At 69.7% G+C, this 16,744-nt stretch carries 13 protein-coding genes and 3 pseudogenes; 9 read left to right on the forward strand and 7 right to left on the reverse strand.

Going from position 1 to position 16,744, the window contains the following annotated elements; all coding sequences use genetic code 11:
• Positions 1–11 precede the first annotated feature (11 nt).
• On the forward strand, positions 12–995 hold the full coding sequence (locus ACZ601_RS34015; RefSeq protein WP_469545117.1) for a hypothetical protein: 984 nt from the start codon (positions 12–14) through the stop codon (positions 993–995).
• Between the two features lie 331 nt (positions 996–1,326).
• On the opposite strand, the gene ACZ601_RS34020 is transcribed toward ACZ601_RS34015, so the two are convergent.
• On the reverse strand, positions 1,327–2,049 hold the full coding sequence (locus tag ACZ601_RS34020) for a hypothetical protein (RefSeq protein ID WP_469545119.1): 723 nt from the start codon (positions 2,047–2,049) through the stop codon (positions 1,327–1,329).
• A gap of 392 nt (positions 2,050–2,441) precedes the next feature.
• Here ACZ601_RS34020 and ACZ601_RS34025 point away from each other — a divergent pair.
• A pseudogene (locus ACZ601_RS34025) lies at positions 2,442–2,636 on the forward strand (hypothetical protein); the annotation flags it as partial.
• A gap of 274 nt (positions 2,637–2,910) precedes the next feature.
• Here ACZ601_RS34025 and ACZ601_RS34030 read toward each other — a convergent pair.
• Positions 2,911–3,866, reverse strand: a pseudogene (locus ACZ601_RS34030) (IS1380 family transposase); the annotation flags it as partial.
• Between the two features lie 319 nt (positions 3,867–4,185).
• Here ACZ601_RS34030 and ACZ601_RS34035 point away from each other — a divergent pair.
• From ACZ601_RS34035 to ACZ601_RS34050, 4 genes and pseudogenes are all read left to right on the forward strand, one after another.
• Positions 4,186–4,638 carry a lipoprotein gene (locus tag ACZ601_RS34035; RefSeq protein ID WP_469545121.1) on the forward strand — a complete coding sequence of 151 codons (453 nt, stop codon included), beginning with the start codon at positions 4,186–4,188 and terminating at the stop codon, positions 4,636–4,638.
• 2,540 nt (positions 4,639–7,178) lie between these two features.
• Positions 7,179–8,903: a hypothetical protein gene (locus tag ACZ601_RS34040; protein ID WP_469545122.1), complete on the forward strand. Its 1,725-nt coding sequence runs from the start codon at positions 7,179–7,181 to the stop codon at positions 8,901–8,903.
• A gap of 21 nt (positions 8,904–8,924) precedes the next feature.
• Positions 8,925–9,215, forward strand: a complete 291-nt coding sequence (locus ACZ601_RS34045) for a hypothetical protein (RefSeq protein WP_383210228.1) — start codon at positions 8,925–8,927, stop codon at positions 9,213–9,215.
• Positions 9,216–9,457: 242 nt separating this feature from the next.
• Positions 9,458–9,622: pseudogene (locus tag ACZ601_RS34050) on the forward strand (transposase); the annotation flags it as partial.
• 14 nt (positions 9,623–9,636) lie between these two features.
• Here ACZ601_RS34050 and ACZ601_RS34055 read toward each other — a convergent pair.
• Genes ACZ601_RS34055 through ACZ601_RS34075 form a run of 5 tightly spaced genes read right to left on the reverse strand, consistent with a single transcriptional unit; the run spans position 9,637 to position 14,607 of the window.
• Complete coding sequence (locus ACZ601_RS34055; RefSeq protein WP_469545124.1) at positions 9,637–10,350, reverse strand: VIT1/CCC1 transporter family protein; 714 nt, start codon at positions 10,348–10,350, stop codon at positions 9,637–9,639.
• 25 nt (positions 10,351–10,375) lie between these two features.
• On the reverse strand, positions 10,376–11,635 hold the full coding sequence (locus tag ACZ601_RS34060) for an amidohydrolase family protein (RefSeq protein ID WP_469545126.1): 1,260 nt from the start codon (positions 11,633–11,635) through the stop codon (positions 10,376–10,378).
• Complete coding sequence (locus ACZ601_RS34065; RefSeq protein WP_469545128.1) at positions 11,632–12,915, reverse strand: amidohydrolase family protein; 1,284 nt, start codon at positions 12,913–12,915, stop codon at positions 11,632–11,634. The genes ACZ601_RS34060 and ACZ601_RS34065 overlap by 4 nt, the downstream gene beginning before the upstream one ends.
• Before the next feature lie 10 nt (positions 12,916–12,925).
• Positions 12,926–13,810: an SDR family NAD(P)-dependent oxidoreductase gene (locus ACZ601_RS34070; protein ID WP_469545129.1), complete on the reverse strand. Its 885-nt coding sequence runs from the start codon at positions 13,808–13,810 to the stop codon at positions 12,926–12,928.
• Positions 13,807–14,607 (reverse strand): acetoacetate decarboxylase family protein, encoded by an 801-nt coding sequence (locus ACZ601_RS34075; protein WP_469545131.1) that lies wholly within the window; start codon positions 14,605–14,607, stop codon positions 13,807–13,809. The genes ACZ601_RS34070 and ACZ601_RS34075 overlap by 4 nt, the downstream gene beginning before the upstream one ends.
• 124 nt (positions 14,608–14,731) lie before the next feature.
• Between ACZ601_RS34075 and ACZ601_RS34080 the strand changes: the two genes are divergently transcribed.
• From ACZ601_RS34080 to ACZ601_RS34090, 3 genes are all read left to right on the forward strand, one after another.
• Entirely contained in the window at positions 14,732–15,388 is a 657-nt protein-coding gene (locus ACZ601_RS34080; RefSeq protein WP_469545132.1) for a TetR/AcrR family transcriptional regulator, read from the forward strand.
• Between the two features lie 29 nt (positions 15,389–15,417).
• Positions 15,418–16,425, forward strand: a complete 1,008-nt coding sequence (locus ACZ601_RS34085; RefSeq protein ID WP_469545134.1) for a DEDDh family exonuclease — start codon at positions 15,418–15,420, stop codon at positions 16,423–16,425.
• Between the two features lie 64 nt (positions 16,426–16,489).
• A complete protein-coding gene (locus tag ACZ601_RS34090) occupies positions 16,490–16,723 on the forward strand; it encodes a hypothetical protein (RefSeq protein WP_078852816.1) in 234 nt (77 codons plus the stop codon).
• Positions 16,724–16,744: the final 21 nt, after the last annotated feature.

The following is a 16,744-nucleotide window of genomic DNA, read 5'->3' on the forward strand; positions in this document are numbered from 1 at the left end:
GGCATCACCGCATGAGGAACCAGCCCTTCCTGCGCCAGAAGACCCTGGCCGTGCGCGCTCTCGCCACCGCGGTCACCGTGGCTGCGGCCATGGCCACCGCGGCTCTCCCCGCAACCGCCGCGCCGACAACGAACACCGCGGTGTCAGCGGTGAGCGCGGCGAACGCCGTAGTGGCGCAGAGCGCCCACCACACGCTGGAGTTCTCAACCCTGGCGGCCAAGCCGGGCGACACCGTCACCATCACGGCGACGACGACCAACGACACCGGTGAACCGACCTTCTCCGAGTCGGGATTCTTCTACGAAGGCGCCATCCTCACCGACTCCACCGACTGCACCGGTCTCCAGGAGCCCGACCCGATCGGCTGCGAGATCTCCCAGAACAGCGGCTACCAGAGTCTCGACGTCTATTACGGCTACCCCGATCCGGACGTGGACGGCGGCGTCCCCGCCAACGGCAGCGTCAAGGCGTCGATCACCACGACCGTCGCCGCCGACGCCGAGCCCGGCACCTACACGATCGAGCCCTACGGCGCGATCAACACCTACCCCGAGGACTTCACCCCCGCCTCCTTCACCTTCACCGTCCTCGACGACAACCCCGAGGCCGACCTCGCCGTCGGCCTGCAGGCCACCGCCGGCCCCGCCGCCAGCACCTCGATCATCTACACCCAGACCGCCACCAACAACGGCCCCGACACCCTCGCCACCGCCACCGTCACAACCAAACTGCCCGCCCGCACCAGCGGCGTGACCGGACTGCCCGCCACCTGCGGCTACAACAACAGCGCCAAGACCGTCACCTGCACCTACAGCTCGCTGGCATCCGGTGCCGCGGCCACCACGACCTTCACGGCCAAGCAGAGTCTGATCTCCCTCGGCTCCCTGCCCGCCACCGCCACCCGCACCACCAGCAGTCCGACTGACCCGAACCCGGCCAACGACCAGGCGACCGTCTCCTGCACCGTCCTGACCGGGCTCATCATCACCTGCTGAAATACCCGCCCACCCCGCCCGCGTTGCGCCGGCGCTCAATGCCGCCGGCGCAACGCGGCGCCAAGCATCGGCGCCGACGGCGGCAGAACACCGCGGGCCCCGTACCGGTCAGCGGACGCATCGGAGTCCCGGCGCCTCACCCGCCTGGGTCAAGACCTCGACAATGCGGGGCGTGCCGACAGTGACGTCGAGGAGGCCGGAGCACTGGAACAGGTCTCGGATCGGCTGCGAGACCCCGCACAGCACCAAGCGGACTCATTTCCGCGCAGGCCCCGGAAGGCATGTGGTCGCTGCCGGAAAGCCCCGCTCGAAGGAACTGTGGCATGTCGAGTCAGCGGCGACTGACTTCTGCGGCGTAGTCGACGCCGAAGCCCTGACTTTCACGGGTCCAGTTCTCTCCGGTGGACTGGTGGAAGCCGAGCAGTCGGCTGATGCCGAACGCGGGCATCTCTGAGGCAATATCCATCAGCGAAGCCTGGCGTGCGAGTTGAGGCGGGACGCCGATGGCCTTCAGGCGCCGGCCGAGGGTGTGCGGGTCGATCGGCTGTCCGGGGTAGATACTGTGGAAAAGCCAGTTGGGTTCCTCGATCGGGACGGTGGCCGCGCGCCCGTTGCGCCGCTCGACGAGCTGGCGGATCAGGTCGTCCAGGGGCGCGGGAATCTCAACGGGGATGCGCCCAAGCTTCAGAGCGAGCGTGTCGCCGGGGTCGACGACGTGCTCGGTGGTGAGGCGGCTGATGCGGCCCACGGGCTGGGCGAACAACAGCAGGAGCAGGCCGGCGGCCCGGTCGGCGACGTGGAGTTGCTCGTTGTGGACGAGAAATCGGACCAGCTCCCAGCGTCGGTCCTTGCTGATGATGCGCGCGGCGAAGTAGTTGCTGATGACCGGTGCGGTCAGTGGCCGGCTGTGGCCGCGTCTGCTGGTCCAGAGCAGGAATGGGCGGACTGTGGCGCGGGTAGTGGGGCCGTCGCTGAGCCAGGCGTCGACCTGGTCCTGGGTGCAGGAAGCCAGGGTGGTGCCACCATCGTGGAGCCATTCCAACAGGCGGACCACGTTCCGGATTTTCGACTCGTACGGTCTCGGCCCGGCCGTGGGTGACCAACTGTCCGGCGGGCAGGCTGCGGAGTCGTCGCAACGGCTGCCAGTTCGTGTAGTTGCGCAGGATTCTGCGCTCCTCGGCGGACGAGACGCGGGCGATGGTCTTGGCCAACCAGCGTTCCAGTCGAGCCAGTTGCTCGTCGCGGGCGGGCAGGGCTCCTGCTGCCACCAGTGCGGCCCGCAGGTATTCGATGGTGGGGCGCGGTGGCGAAGCGGTCGAGGATCTTGTGGGTGGCCGGTCCGTGGTCCGTCGCCAGGGCCTCAAGGACGGCCCGGCGGGCGGGAACTTTGTGGATCCAGTGCAAGACGGTGCGGGGTGGCGGCCTCAGCAGCGCTTGGAGGTCCTGGCCGCCGCCCACACCGTTCTGGTCCTCGAAGGCGAGACCAGCGAAACGGCGTGGGAAGAGATCGAGGAAGCCGCTCGCACCATCACCCGCGCCGGGTGGTGGATCGACCAGCGCTCCTCCGAACCCGACGACCTCACCGAACTGCTCCAGGCAGCAACCGAGGCCGACCGGCCGACCGAGAACCCCCACTTCTGATCATTCGATGCCCCGCCTCGGTCCGCACCGGCCTTGGCGGGGTTCGTCCAGCGACAGCAGGCTGATCCGCCTCACATTTACCAGCGGCGGAAGGGCACAGTCCGGGTTGTCGTGGCCGTTGACGAGTTAGCCTCGGCGTTTCAGTTGGGGTTGCTGGGCGGCTGGGCGAGGCTGTTTGAGGCCGCGTCGGCCGGTGGGCATGGTGAAGGCCCGACTTGGGGTCGGGTTCTCCGAGGTCCTTGAGTCGAGGTGGGCGGGGGCGGTGAGTCAGCAGGCGGGGCGGGGCAGTCAGGCGGTGGAATGCGGCCGCGAGCTCATGTCGCCAGGGCCAGGTAGCCGATATCCGAGGGTGGAAGCGGCGGCCGCCCCGGGTGATCCGGGCAGCGCCGTGCAGGAGCCGGCAGCGGAGTTTCTTGGTTTCGGCAGTGGCGAGTTCGCCGTCCAGCAGGAGGACGCGGGTCCAGGCCAGGAGGTCGATCGCTGCGAGGCTGAGTTCGAGCCAGGCGGCGTTGAGGCCGAAGCGGCGGGAGGGGAGCGGCCGAATCCGGTGGTCTTGCCGCACCGGATGTGGTCCTCGACGCATGCGTGTCCGCGGTGGCGGATCTCAAGGAACTGGGCCGGGCCGGAGGCGGACGGGGCGTCGGTGAGGAATGCATGGTGCCGCATGCTCTCGTGCCGGTCGAAGAGCGAGAGCTGGGCTCCGGGGTGGGGACGTTCACGTCGGACGATGATGCGAGTGCCGGCCGGGTAGCCGGCGAGGTCGGTCATGCCGGTCAGCACGGCGACCTCGGCAGACTCGCGGAGGGTGCCGTCCTGGTCCAGAGCGGGGTGCCAGACCGGGTCGGGCAGGGCGCGGGTCGCGCGGCGGACCGGCTCGGTGACCGCGTATCCGGCCGAGAAGGAGGTGCGGATTTGCGTGTTCGCAGGTTGCGGACGTGGGTGAGGAAGGCTTTCGCGGATCCGGCGCTGTCGGTGCGGATCAGGATGTCGGTGCCGTGCCGGTGGGCGTCGGGGATCTGCGTGAGCGCGTCGTCCAGCACCGCGATGTGGTCCGAGGCCAGCCATGTTGGCTCCGGCGTTCCCGGGCCGCAGCCAGCCCGACATGCCCTCGCCGGTTTTGGCCAGGAAACACACCAGAGGATGGAAACCGAAGCCGCCTTTGTAGGTGGGTGCGGCCGCCTCCCTCTCGGAGTGGCAGGTGATCAGGGTGGCGTCGGTGTCCAGGACCAGGACCCCACCCCTCCCAGGCTGGAGCCCGCGAGACCACACCTTCATACAGGCCTTAGGGAGGGTTGCCCCGGTCAGGGGCGCCGGATACGTTTGCGCGGCTTGACCACGAACTGCGTGGTTGTGTCTGGCCCGGGGGGCAGCGAAATGCGGAAATCGGTGTGGGCTGCGGTGTACGCGGCGACCTTGCTAAGCGCTACGACGGGCTGCTCGTCCGGTTCGGGCGCGGCGTCGTCGGCAGACGAGGTCTGGCAGGACGGGACCAAGCCATCCCTGAGGGGGGGGAACTCTCGGCGGCCGGGAAACCCCGTGCGCGCTGCCGGTGTCGTTTGACCTCGCGGCGACCTGGGTGCCGAGGCCGGTGTCCAACAGCGTAGACCCCAGCGGAGGGTTCCGGCAGGGCCCGGTCACGTTGGCGTGCGAGATCGACACGAAGCCCGCGGGGCTGGTCGGCTTCCTCCGAGTGTGGAGCGGACCCAAGACCGACGGAAGCGCGCGGCAGGTGCTGGACGCGTTCCTGGCCGGCGAGAGGGACATCAGCGACCGCCACGATCGCCCGACCGTTGTCGGCGCGCTGTCCGCCGAGGAGACCACGTACCTGAGCGCTGGCCTTGAGCCGGACGAACCCCGGCGCGAGCGGGCCTTGGCTCTCACCACACCGCAAGGCACGGCGATCCTCCACCTGGGTGGCCTCGACACTGCGGAGCACGAGAGGTTGCTGCCCGCCTACGAACTCGCCAAAAACAGCCTGGTCGTGACCGCGCCGCATTCGTAGCGTGCTGGCCCCCCATAGGCGGCGCCCGGCGCACGGCAATGGGTGTTCCCTCACCGGATCTGTACCCAGCGGTTGGCGCGCCCCGTGCGCCAGGCGGCGATTCCTGGCGTCCTGACGAGCGGCGGCCCCGCCGTGCCGAGGGACTGAGGGAGACCTCTTCCCAACGCGGGACTTTCCCGTACCCCATCCTTCCGGATTCCTGCGCCCAGCTACGCGTCTGCCAGTACCTCGGATGCCCAGCGGCGATGGCTTCGGAACAGGCGGCGTCGACGCGACCTACTCGACGGCGCCGTGGAGGACAACCATCGAGAGAAAAAGGACATATGAGTAGATCACGACTAGCTAGACCGAGGATGGTCCACCGGGCCCTGAAGCGCATTCTCGTGGTGACAGCGACAGCGACCACGCTGTCACTGATTGCGTCAACGGCCGACGCGAGTGCGGTGGCGGGGCAGTTCTCGGCTGCCGCACGCTCCGGGGCGGCACAACTGGCGCCCCAGGGCGCCCCGCCCGGACTGCCGGACCTTAAGTGGGGGCCCTGGCCCGAGTGGAGCATCTGGACGAACTTCGGCAAAGCCGATGCGAACAACTGGAACACGTGGACCCCAAGCTCGACGGCTGCTGAGCAGTCGCGGGCGGATGCGTGCAGGGTAGGCCATATCCTGCACAGCGGAGGCCCGTTAGTGAAGAGCGCGGCGCTGACCGCACTCGCAGGCAAGGACGCGGACCGGCATTCGGCGGTGACGCAGAACAGTGCGGGCAAGACCCCCCTCGATATCGCCGATGACAAGGACTGGGCGACCGCCCCGCCGCCGCCCGGGTTCAACACCGAACAGCAGACGCGCTGGCTGGCGCAGATCAACGCCTTCGAACACCACTCTGACGCACCGGAGTTCGACACCGCGACGCGCACGTTCCGGCGGAACTCACACGACCGGACGAGCAAGGCGGTCTTCGCTGACTTGGTGCCGCGGGCCGGTGCCGAGGCGAAGGCGCGAGTCTCGAGCATCATCGAGGCGACGAAGGGCAGCGACGAGTACTTCACGGCGCTCGACCGGTTCCAGACCGAGCTGGCGAAGGGCGGTCGGCGGCTCCGCCGGCAAGCTGACGGATCTCTCAGTCGGCATGTCCGCCGACGACGCCCGGATGTTCCTGCAGTCCGGCGGGTTCGCCAAGGTCGCGCCCGTGCCGGATTCGATAGAGTTCCGCACCGAGGTCGAAGCCCTCAAGATCCGCTGGTCCAACTGCGATCCGGAAAACCCGGCCGACCCCTACCGGGTCATGGACAACGTCGTGGACACCGCGCGCGCCGAATGGAAGGCCGAACGTGACGGCCAGGCCGCGTTCCGCGACGCCATCGTCGCGGCGGAGTCGCAGGCGTACAACGACATGTGGAACGCCTCGTACGCGATGGTCAAGGCCGTCGGCCAGGCGTGGGTCGCTGAAGAGGTGTTGACCTGGCAGCGGAAGAAGGGCTCAACCTGGAAGCCGACCGCTGCCGAGAAGACCAAGATCGACACCGAGCTGAAGAACACCCAGACTCGAATCACCGCGCAGATCGCGCTGGCGAAGAAGTACACGGACTCCGCGAAGGCCCAGTCGGCCAAGGTCGACACTGCGCAGACCTGGGCCGCCAAGGTCGCAGCCGCGGCCGGAGCCCCGCGTGGGCGCGGCCTGCAGTACGCGCAGCAGTCGGCCCAGGTCACCAAGGCCTCTGCATCAGGAGCCGAGGCCGCGTACAAGGCGGCCGGCACCGCACTGCTCGCGTCGAAGGCCACCGTGGCCGACAGCGGCGCACTGTTCTCCCAGGCTCGGGCCGAGGCCAACGCCCTGGAAGCGCAGTACCGTCGTGCCGCCGCTCAGGAGAGCGCGGCGCAGGCCACCGCTGCCGCCAAGGCTGCGGCCACGCAGGCAACAGAGGCGGCCAAGAACGCGGCAGCGGCCAAGGCAGCCCGTACCCGCGGCGAGACCGCTGAAGCCAAGGCCAAGGCCTCGGCTGAAGTGGCACACACGAAACTACAGACGGCCAAGTCCGAAGGTGTCACGGCAGCCGCGGCAGGTCAGCGGGCCGATGCCGAACGGGCCAAGGCCGCAGCGGCTGAGACGCGGGCGAAGAGCGAACAGGCAGCAGCAGACGCTGCCTTGGAGCGAGCGCAGACCGCCGGAGCAACCGCCAGCACCAAGCTGGGCTCCGCGATGGTCGCGGAAGGCCAGGCGGCTGCCGCCAGAGATGAAGCGGTCGCAGCTGAACGCAGAAAGGACGCGGCCGCCTCCCGGGCGTCGGCGTTCGAAGCTGCTGCCGCAGCCGCGCAGGGCACCTCCGAGGACGCGGCAGCACGCACTGCCGCAACCGAGGCCCGAACGGCGGCGAACGACGCAGCCACGCTGCCACCCGCGCTCGATCGGCAGCCAACACCGCCAGCACTGCGGCGATCGCCGCCCGCAAGGCAGCCACCGAGTCCACAGCCGCGGCCAGCCGTTCCCGGGCGGCGTCCGACGGTGCCCAGGCGGCCGCAGCCACCACCCACGCACAGGCCACCTTGGCGCACGCCGCGGCGGCCGACGCCATCGAGGCCTCCCAGCTGGCGGCCCAGAACGTGCGGGCGGCTGAAGCGTTCGCACGTATCGCCGCAGCGGACGCGCTCAAGGCCAAGGCCGACGCGGCCGTGGCCGGAACGGAGGCCAAGCAGGCCCTGATCGAAAGTGCGGTGACCGCCGGATACGCGTTCGCCGCGGCCGAGGCAGCCACCGCGGCCAGCGACGCCGCCACGACGGTCATCAACCCGGCGAACGAAGCCATCTCGCTCGGCAGCCCCTACAAGAACATCGATGCTTCGGCCGGCATGGCCGTTTTGGTCGGCCAAAGCGCCAAGACCCTGTCGGAACAGCAGGCCGCCGCCGCTCAGGTGAAGGCCGACGAGGCGGAGAAGGCTTCCCAGGCTGCCAAGGCGGCTGCGGGCCGTGCCAGTGCCGATGCCAAACTCGCCGCCGAAGCCGCCGCTACGGCCGCGGCGCAGGCGGCCAAGGCAGCACAGTCAGTCAAACAGGCGCGCGTCTCCGCCGCAGCAGCTGCGGTCGACGCAGCCGCCACGGTGAAGGCCGCGAACAACGCCACTCAGTACGACATCCAGGCGAAGGCCGACGCAGCGGCCGCCAATTCCGCGGCCACCAACGCCGAAAGCCAGGCCACCGCTGCCCGCGACGCGGCGACCGATGCGGAAAAGGACGCTGCGGGAGCCCGTAGCGCGGCCAACGCAGCCGAGGCCGACGCCAGCCAGGCCGGCATCGTGGCAGCCGCGGCGGAACGGGACGCCACCGCAGCGGAGACCGCCGCCGCTAACGCCCAGCAAAGCGCCACCGAGGCGGACCAGGCCGCCACTCGTGCTGAGGAAGCCGCCAAGGAGCGGTTGGAAGAGCAGCGCAAGGCACGCGTGAACGCTGGCGCGCCTGACACCGGGGCGCCGCTGAGCAGTGACGAGGAAGCGCTGCTGCGCAAGGAGTGCGGCCAGACCTGCGTGGATCAGTGGAAGGAAGCACTGGGGCTCGCCGGCAAGGACGTCCTGGATTGGGTCAGGGCCCATGGTGGTGCCATCCTCCTCGACACGATCGGTTACACCGACGCGAGCGCCTGCTTCAGCGAAGGCGATATCGAGGCGTGTCTTTGGACGGCTGTCAACGCCTTGAGCCTCGCCGTCATCGTCGCCAAACTCCCGGCACTCAGTGTCGCCATCGCTCGGGTGACGCTGGGAATCACCGAGTTCTTCGAAGCGTCTGCGAGGGGCAAGCGTGTCCTGAAGGAATTCAGGAAGCTCCTCGAGAAGCTGAAGAAAGATCCGGAAGCGCCGTCCTGCCCGACAAAGCCTTCAGCGGCCGGAAAAGACGTCGCGAGCGCCTCGGCCAGGACAGCTCAAGCCAAGGACGGTGTCCCTTGGCCGCTGCCGTGCGACTTCACATTCCCGGAACTGGACGAACGGGCCATCGACGACCTCAGGGATTATCACTTCCCTGGCGGCGGAATAACCGACTACACCAAGGGACTCTTCCGGAATGACCTGACGAATGACCAGCTGGAACATGTATTCCAAAAAGGTCTTGAGACCCAGATGACCGGTCCCAACGCGAACAATTACTACGAGCGCGTCTTCGATAGCGGAATCGCCAACGTAGGCGTCACGTCGGCGCAGCAGGGTGCGCGAGCCACCAGCAGAGTCATGTTGGTCTGCAGTAAATGGGGCGACGTGATCACCATGTATCCTATCCCCTAGTGAAAAGAAGAGGAGTCGGCGATGGGCCTGGGAATCTACGTCAGGGACGTCAGGCGCGACCAGATCGAATTCATTGGCGATGATGCCGAAGAATCTTTCGGCAAAATGTGCCGAACAGCGCCGGAAACCAGTCTCAGGCGTGGTGTGATGCAGCACGGGGAGACGATGTTCAACTCGTATCAGCTGTATCGATTGGTCGAGGAGCTGGCTGCTCTGCCTCCGAACGAGGTCACACCGAAGATCCATCAGGTGCTTGAGGCTGCTCAGCTAGCCATTCGCAAATCGGGGTATCTGTACTTCGTCGGAGACTAGTATCAACGCCGTGTAGTCAGGTGCTGGGTTGATGTGTCAAGCCCCCTGAAGCAGAGATGGAGCTCCCACTAGAACCGTGTCGACCAAGATCACCGTTCAGTAGGAGCTCCATTAGACTCGCCGTTTCGTCTGATTACGGGAGCTGTTCGGGCGGAAACGCGAAAGTGCCTTCCTGACTTGGGACGATAAACCTTGTTGAGGGGATCTGTCGGTCCAGGCGGAGGGCACTTTCGACGTGCAGCACCGGACTGGGCACCTACCGCTGGGTCGTCGAACGCACCTTCGCCTGGCTCCACGGCTTCAAATGCCTCCGCATCCGCTGGGAACGCCGAGCCGACATCCACGAAGCCTTCCTCAAGCTCGCCTGCTGCCTGATCACCCACCGACAGATCAACTCATTTTGTTAGCCGCTGTTAGGCGCTCACACCCCCGCCGCCCCCAGCAACTCCCCCGCCACGTACGTCACCGCCATCGCCAGCGCGCCCCCGCCCATGTTCCGCAGCACCGCAGGCCCCACCGACGCCTCGCCCAGCCGGGCGCTCCACCAGCCCGTCAGGGCGAGCGCGGCGAGCACGGACAGGACCGTCACCAGCAGCCGCAGCGAGGTCGGGGGCAGCACGATGGCCAGCAGCGGCAGCAGCGCGCCCGCGGTGAACGCGAGGAAGCTGGCGCCCGCCGCGTGCCAGGGGTTCGTCAGGTCGTCCGGGTCGATGCCCAGCTCCACCTCCGCGTGGGCGCGCAGCGCGTCGCGTTCGGTGAGCTGGACAGCGGCCTCGCGGGCGACCTGGTGGCTCAGCCCCTTGCCCTCCAGCAGTCCGGTGAGCTCGGCGAGTTCCGCCTCCGGCGTCTCCTGGAGCTCGCGCTTCTCCGTGGCGAGTGCGGCCTTCTCCGAGTCGCGCTGGGTGGAGACGGAGACGTACTCACCCGCGGCCATCGACATGGATCCGGCCAGCAGCCCGGCCAGGCCTGCGGTCAGCAAGGTGCTGCGGTCGTCGGTGGCACCGGCCACGCCGACGACGAGACCGGCGGTGGAGACCACACCGTCGTTGGCGCCGAGGACGGCGGCGCGCAGCCAGTTCAGCCGTGCGCCCATGCCCGAGCTGTGCGGTTCGTGGTGCGCCTGGGTATCGCTCATCCGGGGATGGTCTCACCCAGGACCTTCACCAGACGCGTACCGACCCACCCGGTGCGAACGCGGGGCTGGTCGCGCCTGCGGGGACCTCCTTCAGGGGTTCGGAGATCTCCGCCACCGTCGGGCCCACGCGCGCGGCGATCCGGTCCAGGGCGGGCAGGTCGAATCCGTAGACGCGGGCCGCGTTGCCGCCGGTCATCGCCGCGACCTCGGCGGGCGGCAGCCCGGCGTACGCGATGCGCAGGCCCTCCCGCGAGTAGGGGGCGGTGCCCTCGTCGTGCGGGTAGTCGCTGCCCCACATGATCTTGTCGAGGCCGATCCGGTCGCGCAGCGGCACCTCGTGCGGGCGCATGAAGCTCGCGCCCACGTAGCAGTTCTCGTGCCATACCTCGCTGGGGCTCGCGCCCATCGAACCGGCCAGTCCCGCACCGAACTTGGACTCCGCGGTGGCCGCCCGGGAGGCCGCCGCGACGAGCCGGCCGTGGTAGTAGTCGAGCATGTCCATGATGCCCGGGATCCAGCCCGAGCCCTGTTCGGTGAGGACGAGCCGCAGCCCGGGGTGACGGCGGAACGCCCCACCGAAGATCAGGTGCCACAGCGCCCGGTGCGAGAACCAGGTGGTCTCCACCATGAAGACGGCGCGGGCCGCGGGTTCGTCGCCCAGCGGCGGCGAGGCCGAGCCGCCGTGGTGGTTGACCGGTACGTCCAGCTCGGCGCAGGCCGCCCAGAGCGGGTCGTACGCCGGGGAGTGCAGCTCCGGTACGCCGGAGCCGGGCGGGGCGCCGGGCAGCAGGATGCCGCCGGTGAGCCCGACGTCCTTGGTGCGGCGGACCTCGCGGGCCGCCTCTGCCGGGTCGTTGAGGAGGATCTGCGCGACGCCCGCGCGCCGGCCGGGCGCGGCCGCGCAGAAGTCGGCGAGCCAGCGGTTGTGGGCGCGCAGCCCGGCCCAGCGCTGTTCGTACTCCGCCCGGGAGGGTGCGGGTGCCATCAGGGAGGCGGAGGGGAAGAAGGGCGGGATGGTGTTGGGGAAGACGACTTCCGCGACGATGCCGTCCGCCTCCAGTTCCGCGAGGCGGCGGTCCGAGTTCCAGTTGCGGTCGGCGGTGTCGGCCACCAGGTCCTCGTACGGGTTGACGTAGGTGGCCGCCCAGGCGTCGAAGTCGTCGTGGTAAGCCGACTCCAGGTACGGCTTGTAGTCGAGGAGGTCGGCGCCGGCGTGGCAGTCGGCGGAGATGACGGTGTAGCGGTCCGTGTCCCGCGTGGCGTGCTCATGCCGGGGATCGGTCATGACGCCCCCAGGACCGGGAAGTCGTGGTCGGTCAGCCAGTGCCGGCCGACCTCGCGCGAGCGGGCCCAGGACGCCTCCACCGCCGCCTGGTCGGCGCTCTGGCCCAGGTCTGCGGGGGTGGGGCCGATGCGCGCGGCCACGGGTGCGAGCCTGTCCGTGTCGAAGCCGAAGACCTCGGCGGCGGCCAGGCCGAGCATCCGGCGGGTCTCGGTGACGGGGATGTCGTGGAAGGTGTCGCGCAGCCAGTTCGCGGTGTTCGGCCAGGTGCCCTCGGGATGCGGGAAGTCGCTGCCCCAGAGGATGTTGTCGACGCCGATCTCGTAGCGCTGGGCGAGCTCGCGGCGTTTGGTGTTGGTGGCGCAGATGAACACCTGGCGGTCGAGGTACTCGTGCGGCGGGCGCTTGAGCTCCGCGAACGGGGAGAGCTTCTTGCCGCCGTGGGCGCCGAGGTAGAGCCGGTCCATGAACCAGAGGAGGTTCGGCAGCCACCAGCAGCCGGACTCGGCCACGCCGAACTTCAGCCCGGGATGGCGTTCGAAGGCGCCCGACCAGAGGAGGAACCAGAGCGGGCGCGAGGGCCACCAGGTGACCTCGGAGACGTAGATGCCGAGGTGGTCGCCGTACTCGTGGCGCGGGGCCGCGCCGGAGTGGGTGACGACCGGCATCCCGGTCTCTGCGGCGGCCGCCCAGACCGGATCGTAGCGGCGGTCGTGGTACGGGGCCTTGTCCACCCACATGGACGGGATCATCAGGGCGCCGAGGCCGGATTCCTTGGCTCGGTGGATCTCCGCGACGACCCGGCCGGTCTCGCCGGTGACGGGCAGCAGGGCGACCCCGCAGTGGCGTTCGGGGTGCTGGGAGACGAACTCCGCGAGCCAGCGGTTGTGGGCCTGCGCTCCGGCCATGCCCAGCTCGGGGTCCTGGTCGCCGGAGAGGCCGAGGCCGACGCCGAAGGGGGCGGCGGTGCGGCTGTCCACAGCGTCCGCGTCGGGGAAGACGACCTCGGCCGCCACCCCGTCGCCGTCCAGCTCCTTGAGCCGCTGCGTGGAGTCCCAGCCGCCCCTGAGCCCTTCCTCGTTGTCCTGGAACCACTTGTCGGCGAAGGCCTCGTTGCGGACCCCGAGGCGGGTCATCTCCTCGCGGCGGCGGTCGCGTCCGGCGAGGAAGTCGTCGAACTCGCGGTGGAAGCGGCTGTCGAGGTAGGGGCGGTACTCCTCTGTGGGCAGTCCGGCGTGGCAGTCGGAGGAGATGATCAGGTACGGGTCGTCATCGGTCGTCATCACTCACTCCTCAGTCGAGTATGAAGTTCTCCAGGTACGACGGGTTGGACCGGTCGAGCATCGACTGCGACCTGGCCCGGATCTGGCTGTCGCTGCGCTCGCTGTCGGGGAGCATCCAGAAGCGGTCGGCGCGGATGCCGTCCACGACGGTCGCGGCGACGTCCTCCACGGGGGTGAACTCCACCTCCTGGCCCGCCGCCTTCATCGCGCTCTCCCACTGGTCGAGGCTGCGGTACGGGGTGCGGCGCGGGCGCTCCTTGGCGTATCGCTCGGGGCGGTTGCGGTGCGACTCCCACAGCCCGGTGCGGAGCATGTGCGGGCCGGGGAAGAGGACGGAGGCGCCGACCGCGGCGCCCTCCGCCCGCAGGTGCGCGTACAGCGATTCGGTCATGGTGACGACGGCGGACTTGGTGACCGCATAGACGGAGGCGGTGGGCAGCGGGGCGATCCCGCCGTCGCCGGAAGACGTGTTGACGATGTGGCCGGGGGCACCGTCCGCGAGCATGCGCGGCACGAAGGCCTGGATGCCGTGGAAGACGCCCCACACGTTGACCGCGAAGGCCCACTTCCAGTCGTTCGGCTCGTGGTCCCACATCCGGCCCTCCGCGCCGGAGCCGACCCCGGCGTTGTTGCACAGCACGTGCACGGCGCCGAAGGTCTCGTAGACGGTGTCGGCCAGGGCCCGTACGGAGTCGCGCTCGGCAACATCGACGACGGCGGCCAGCACCCGTGCGCCGTCCTCGCGCAGTTCACCGGCGGCCTTGTCGAGCGCGCCCTCCTCGACGTCCGCGAGGACGACGTTCAGCCCCTCGGCCGCGAACCGGCGGGCCATGGCGAGGCCGATACCGCTCGCGGCCCCGGTGACGACAGCGGTCTGCCCTTCCTCCAGCCTCATCGGACGCTCCCCTCGGGCGGTCCGTCGTGGATCTGCTGCGGATCGTCGTAGCGCTGGTGGACGTACGGCAGCAGCGCGTCGGCGCTGACCCGCTCCACCGCCCTGCCCTGCTGGTCGCTGGTCTTCTCCCCGATGGTGAGTTCGAGCAGCCTGCGCACCGGCAGGTCCGCGACCGGGTCGTACACCGACTCGCGCAGCACCACGTCGCCGGTGATCCGCTCCAGCTTGCGGACCTTCTCGTGCCGGGTGCAGTGGATCAGCACGGGTCCGGAGTCGAAGCCGTCGCCGTCCACGGCGGGCAGGAACTTGAAGTAGAAGTCGAGCTTCGTGCTCGGTTCCGGCAGCGGGAGCGGTCCGTCGACGGCTCCCCGGATCTCGACGAAGGCGATGCCGTGGCGGACGAGGGCGGCCCGGACGACGAGACCCTCGCGCTCGACGCTCACCTCGCCCAGCTTCTTCGGTTCACCGAACACCTCGCGACCGCCGGTCAGCGCCCGCTCGTGGGTCATCGGCATGACCAGCGGGTACCAGCCCTCGTGCCCGTCGTGGACGGCGGCGACGGCGACGGAGCCCGCGCCGAGCGGATAGCCGGGCAGGTCGACCTTGCTGACGCTCGCCCGGACCAGCGGGCGCCCGGCGGGTTTCAGGGGCGGCGGGAGGACGGCCGCCACCGCCTCGTGGTCACTCTCCCAGACGGCGGTGACGCCGGTCGACCAGATGTCGGGGAGCCTGGAGCGGGCCTCGCGGGATGCCGCGATCTCGGCCTCGGTGCGCGCGCCGTACCGTACCCGTGCCATGCGGTGCCACCTTTCTGCGTCGTCCGCGTCCCGGCTCTCCGCCGGGCTCTGTAACACAGTTACACCGACGACGATGAAGGGTAAATAGCCGTGCGTGTAACGGAGTTCTGGACCTGGAGGAGCTGTGGCGCGATCGGCGCTGACCCGCGAGGAGGTCCTGGTGGCCGCCGCTGGACTGGTGCGGCAGCACGGTCCGCAGACCCTCACCATGCGCAAGCTGGCCGCCGAGCTGGGGACCGCCGTCACCTCGATCTACTGGCACGTCGGCAACCGCGAGTCGCTGCTGGACGCCCTCGTGGAGCGCACCGTCCAGGAGATGGGGACGCTGCGCCCCGTCGGCCGGGACCCGGCCGCGAGGATCGCCTCGGTGGCCCGCGGACTGCGCCGCGAACTGCGCGCCCGGCCGCATCTGATCGCGATGGTCCACGAACGGGGACTGACGGAACGGATGTTCCTGCCGGCGCAGCGGGCACTCGTCCACGAGGTGCACGCCGCCGGGCTGCGCGGCGCACGCGCGGCCGACGCGGTCCGGGCGGTGCAGTTCCACACCGTCGGCTTCCTGCTGGTGGAGCGGAACCGGGAGCGGTCCCCCGTCCAGTCACCGGGCGAGAGTGACCTGTGGGGCGGGTCGACGGCCGGCGGCGATCCGGCGCTGGCCCGCTCACTGGCCCGGCCGGCCGACCCCGACCGGCTGTTCGCCACCTCGCTGCGGGCGCTGGTGGACGGACTGCTGGCGGCCTCCGGACCGCCGGAGGACGACCCGGGGGCGACGGCCGAATAGGGGACTGTCGGTCCCGGCCCGTATTCTCTGTGACCATGCTCGACGACCGCCAGACCGCAGCACCGTGGCCGACCGCCTACCCGCAGGGGTACGCGGTCGTCGACGTGGAGACCACCGGCCTCGCACGGGACGACCGGATAATCTCCGCCGCCGTCTACCGCCTGGACGCGCAGGGCAATGTCGAGGACCACTGGTACAGCCTGGTCAACCCGGAGCGGGACCCCGGCCCGGTGTGGATCCACGGGCTGACCAGTGACGTGCTCGAAGGCGCCCCGCTCTTCCCGGAGATCGCCGCCCAGCTCTCCGAACGGCTCACCGGCCGGGTCCTGGTCGCGCACAACGCCGCCTTCGACTGGTCGATGCTCGCCCGGGAGTACGCGCGCGCCTCGGTGATCGCCCCGGTCCAGCAGCGGCTGTGCACCATCGCGCTCTCCAAGGAGCTGCGGCTGCCGCTGCCCAACCACAAGCTGGAGTCGCTCGCCGCGCACTTCGGGGTCGTACAGCAGCGCGCGCACCACGCGCTGGACGACGCCCGGGTGCTGGCCGAGGCGTTCCGCCCGAGTCTGCACGCGGCGGCGGGCGGCGGGCTCAGGCTGCCGCTGCTGGAGTGCCGGCCGCTGACCGAGTGGTCGGACTCCCCCGTCACCCCCCGGATCGGCCACCAGGCCCCGTACGGCGGCGGCCAGGCCGGCTGGCGCCCCTCGCGTAAGCGTCCGGCCTGCCCGTATCCCAACCCGGGACGGTACGAGAAGGACAAACCTCTCATGCAGGGCATGCGGGTGGCGTTCTCCGGGGACACCTCGATCGACCGGGAGCTGCTGGAGGACCGCGCGGTGGAGGCCGGGCTGCATGTGGCGACCAGCGTCTCCCGGCTGACCAGCCTGCTCGTCACCAATGATCCGGACGCGGCGACGTCGAAGACGGTGAAGGCCAAGTCGTTCGGCACCCCGATCCTGGAGGAGAGCGCGTTCACCCATCTCCTGCGGGACGTGGCCGAGTCTGCGAAGGGCTCGTCGGCCACGCCGTCATCGGAGTGAACCGGGGGCGACTCGCCCGCCCGCCGCTCGCCCGCCGGCGCCCTCGCGTCCCACCCTGTGGCGCATGGCACGTTGCGAGGTATGCGGAAACGACTACGGGATGTCCTTCGAGGTGCACGCGCAGGGCGCGGTGCACGTCTTCGACTGCTTCTCCTGCGCCATTCACCGGATGGCACCGATCTGTGAGCACTGTCGGGTCCAGGTCATCGGCCAGGGCGTGGAGGTCGACGGGCACTGGTTCTGCGGCGGTCACTGCGCCCGCGCGGAGGGGAAGGTGGGCATCATCGACAAAGTCTGAGCGCCGCTCAGCCGACCCCCT

Source organism: Streptomyces sp. NPDC104307 (assembly GCF_055584045.1).

Coding starts and splice junctions, on each gene's coding strand:
- ACZ601_RS34075 (WP_469545131.1), bottom strand. CDS start 14,607: ATGGCACGGGTACGGTACGGCGCGCGCACCGAGGCCGAGATCGCGGCA.
- ACZ601_RS34060 (WP_469545126.1), bottom strand. CDS start 11,635: ATGACCGATCCCCGGCATGAGCACGCCACGCGGGACACGGACCGCTAC.
- ACZ601_RS34065 (WP_469545128.1), bottom strand. CDS start 12,915: ATGACGACCGATGACGACCCGTACCTGATCATCTCCTCCGACTGCCAC.
- ACZ601_RS34045 (WP_383210228.1), top strand. CDS start 8,925: ATGGGCCTGGGAATCTACGTCAGGGACGTCAGGCGCGACCAGATCGAA.
- ACZ601_RS34070 (WP_469545129.1), bottom strand. CDS start 13,810: ATGAGGCTGGAGGAAGGGCAGACCGCTGTCGTCACCGGGGCCGCGAGC.
- ACZ601_RS34090 (WP_078852816.1), top strand. CDS start 16,490: ATGGCACGTTGCGAGGTATGCGGAAACGACTACGGGATGTCCTTCGAG.
- ACZ601_RS34015 (WP_469545117.1), top strand. CDS start 12: ATGAGGAACCAGCCCTTCCTGCGCCAGAAGACCCTGGCCGTGCGCGCT.
- ACZ601_RS34055 (WP_469545124.1), bottom strand. CDS start 10,350: ATGAGCGATACCCAGGCGCACCACGAACCGCACAGCTCGGGCATGGGC.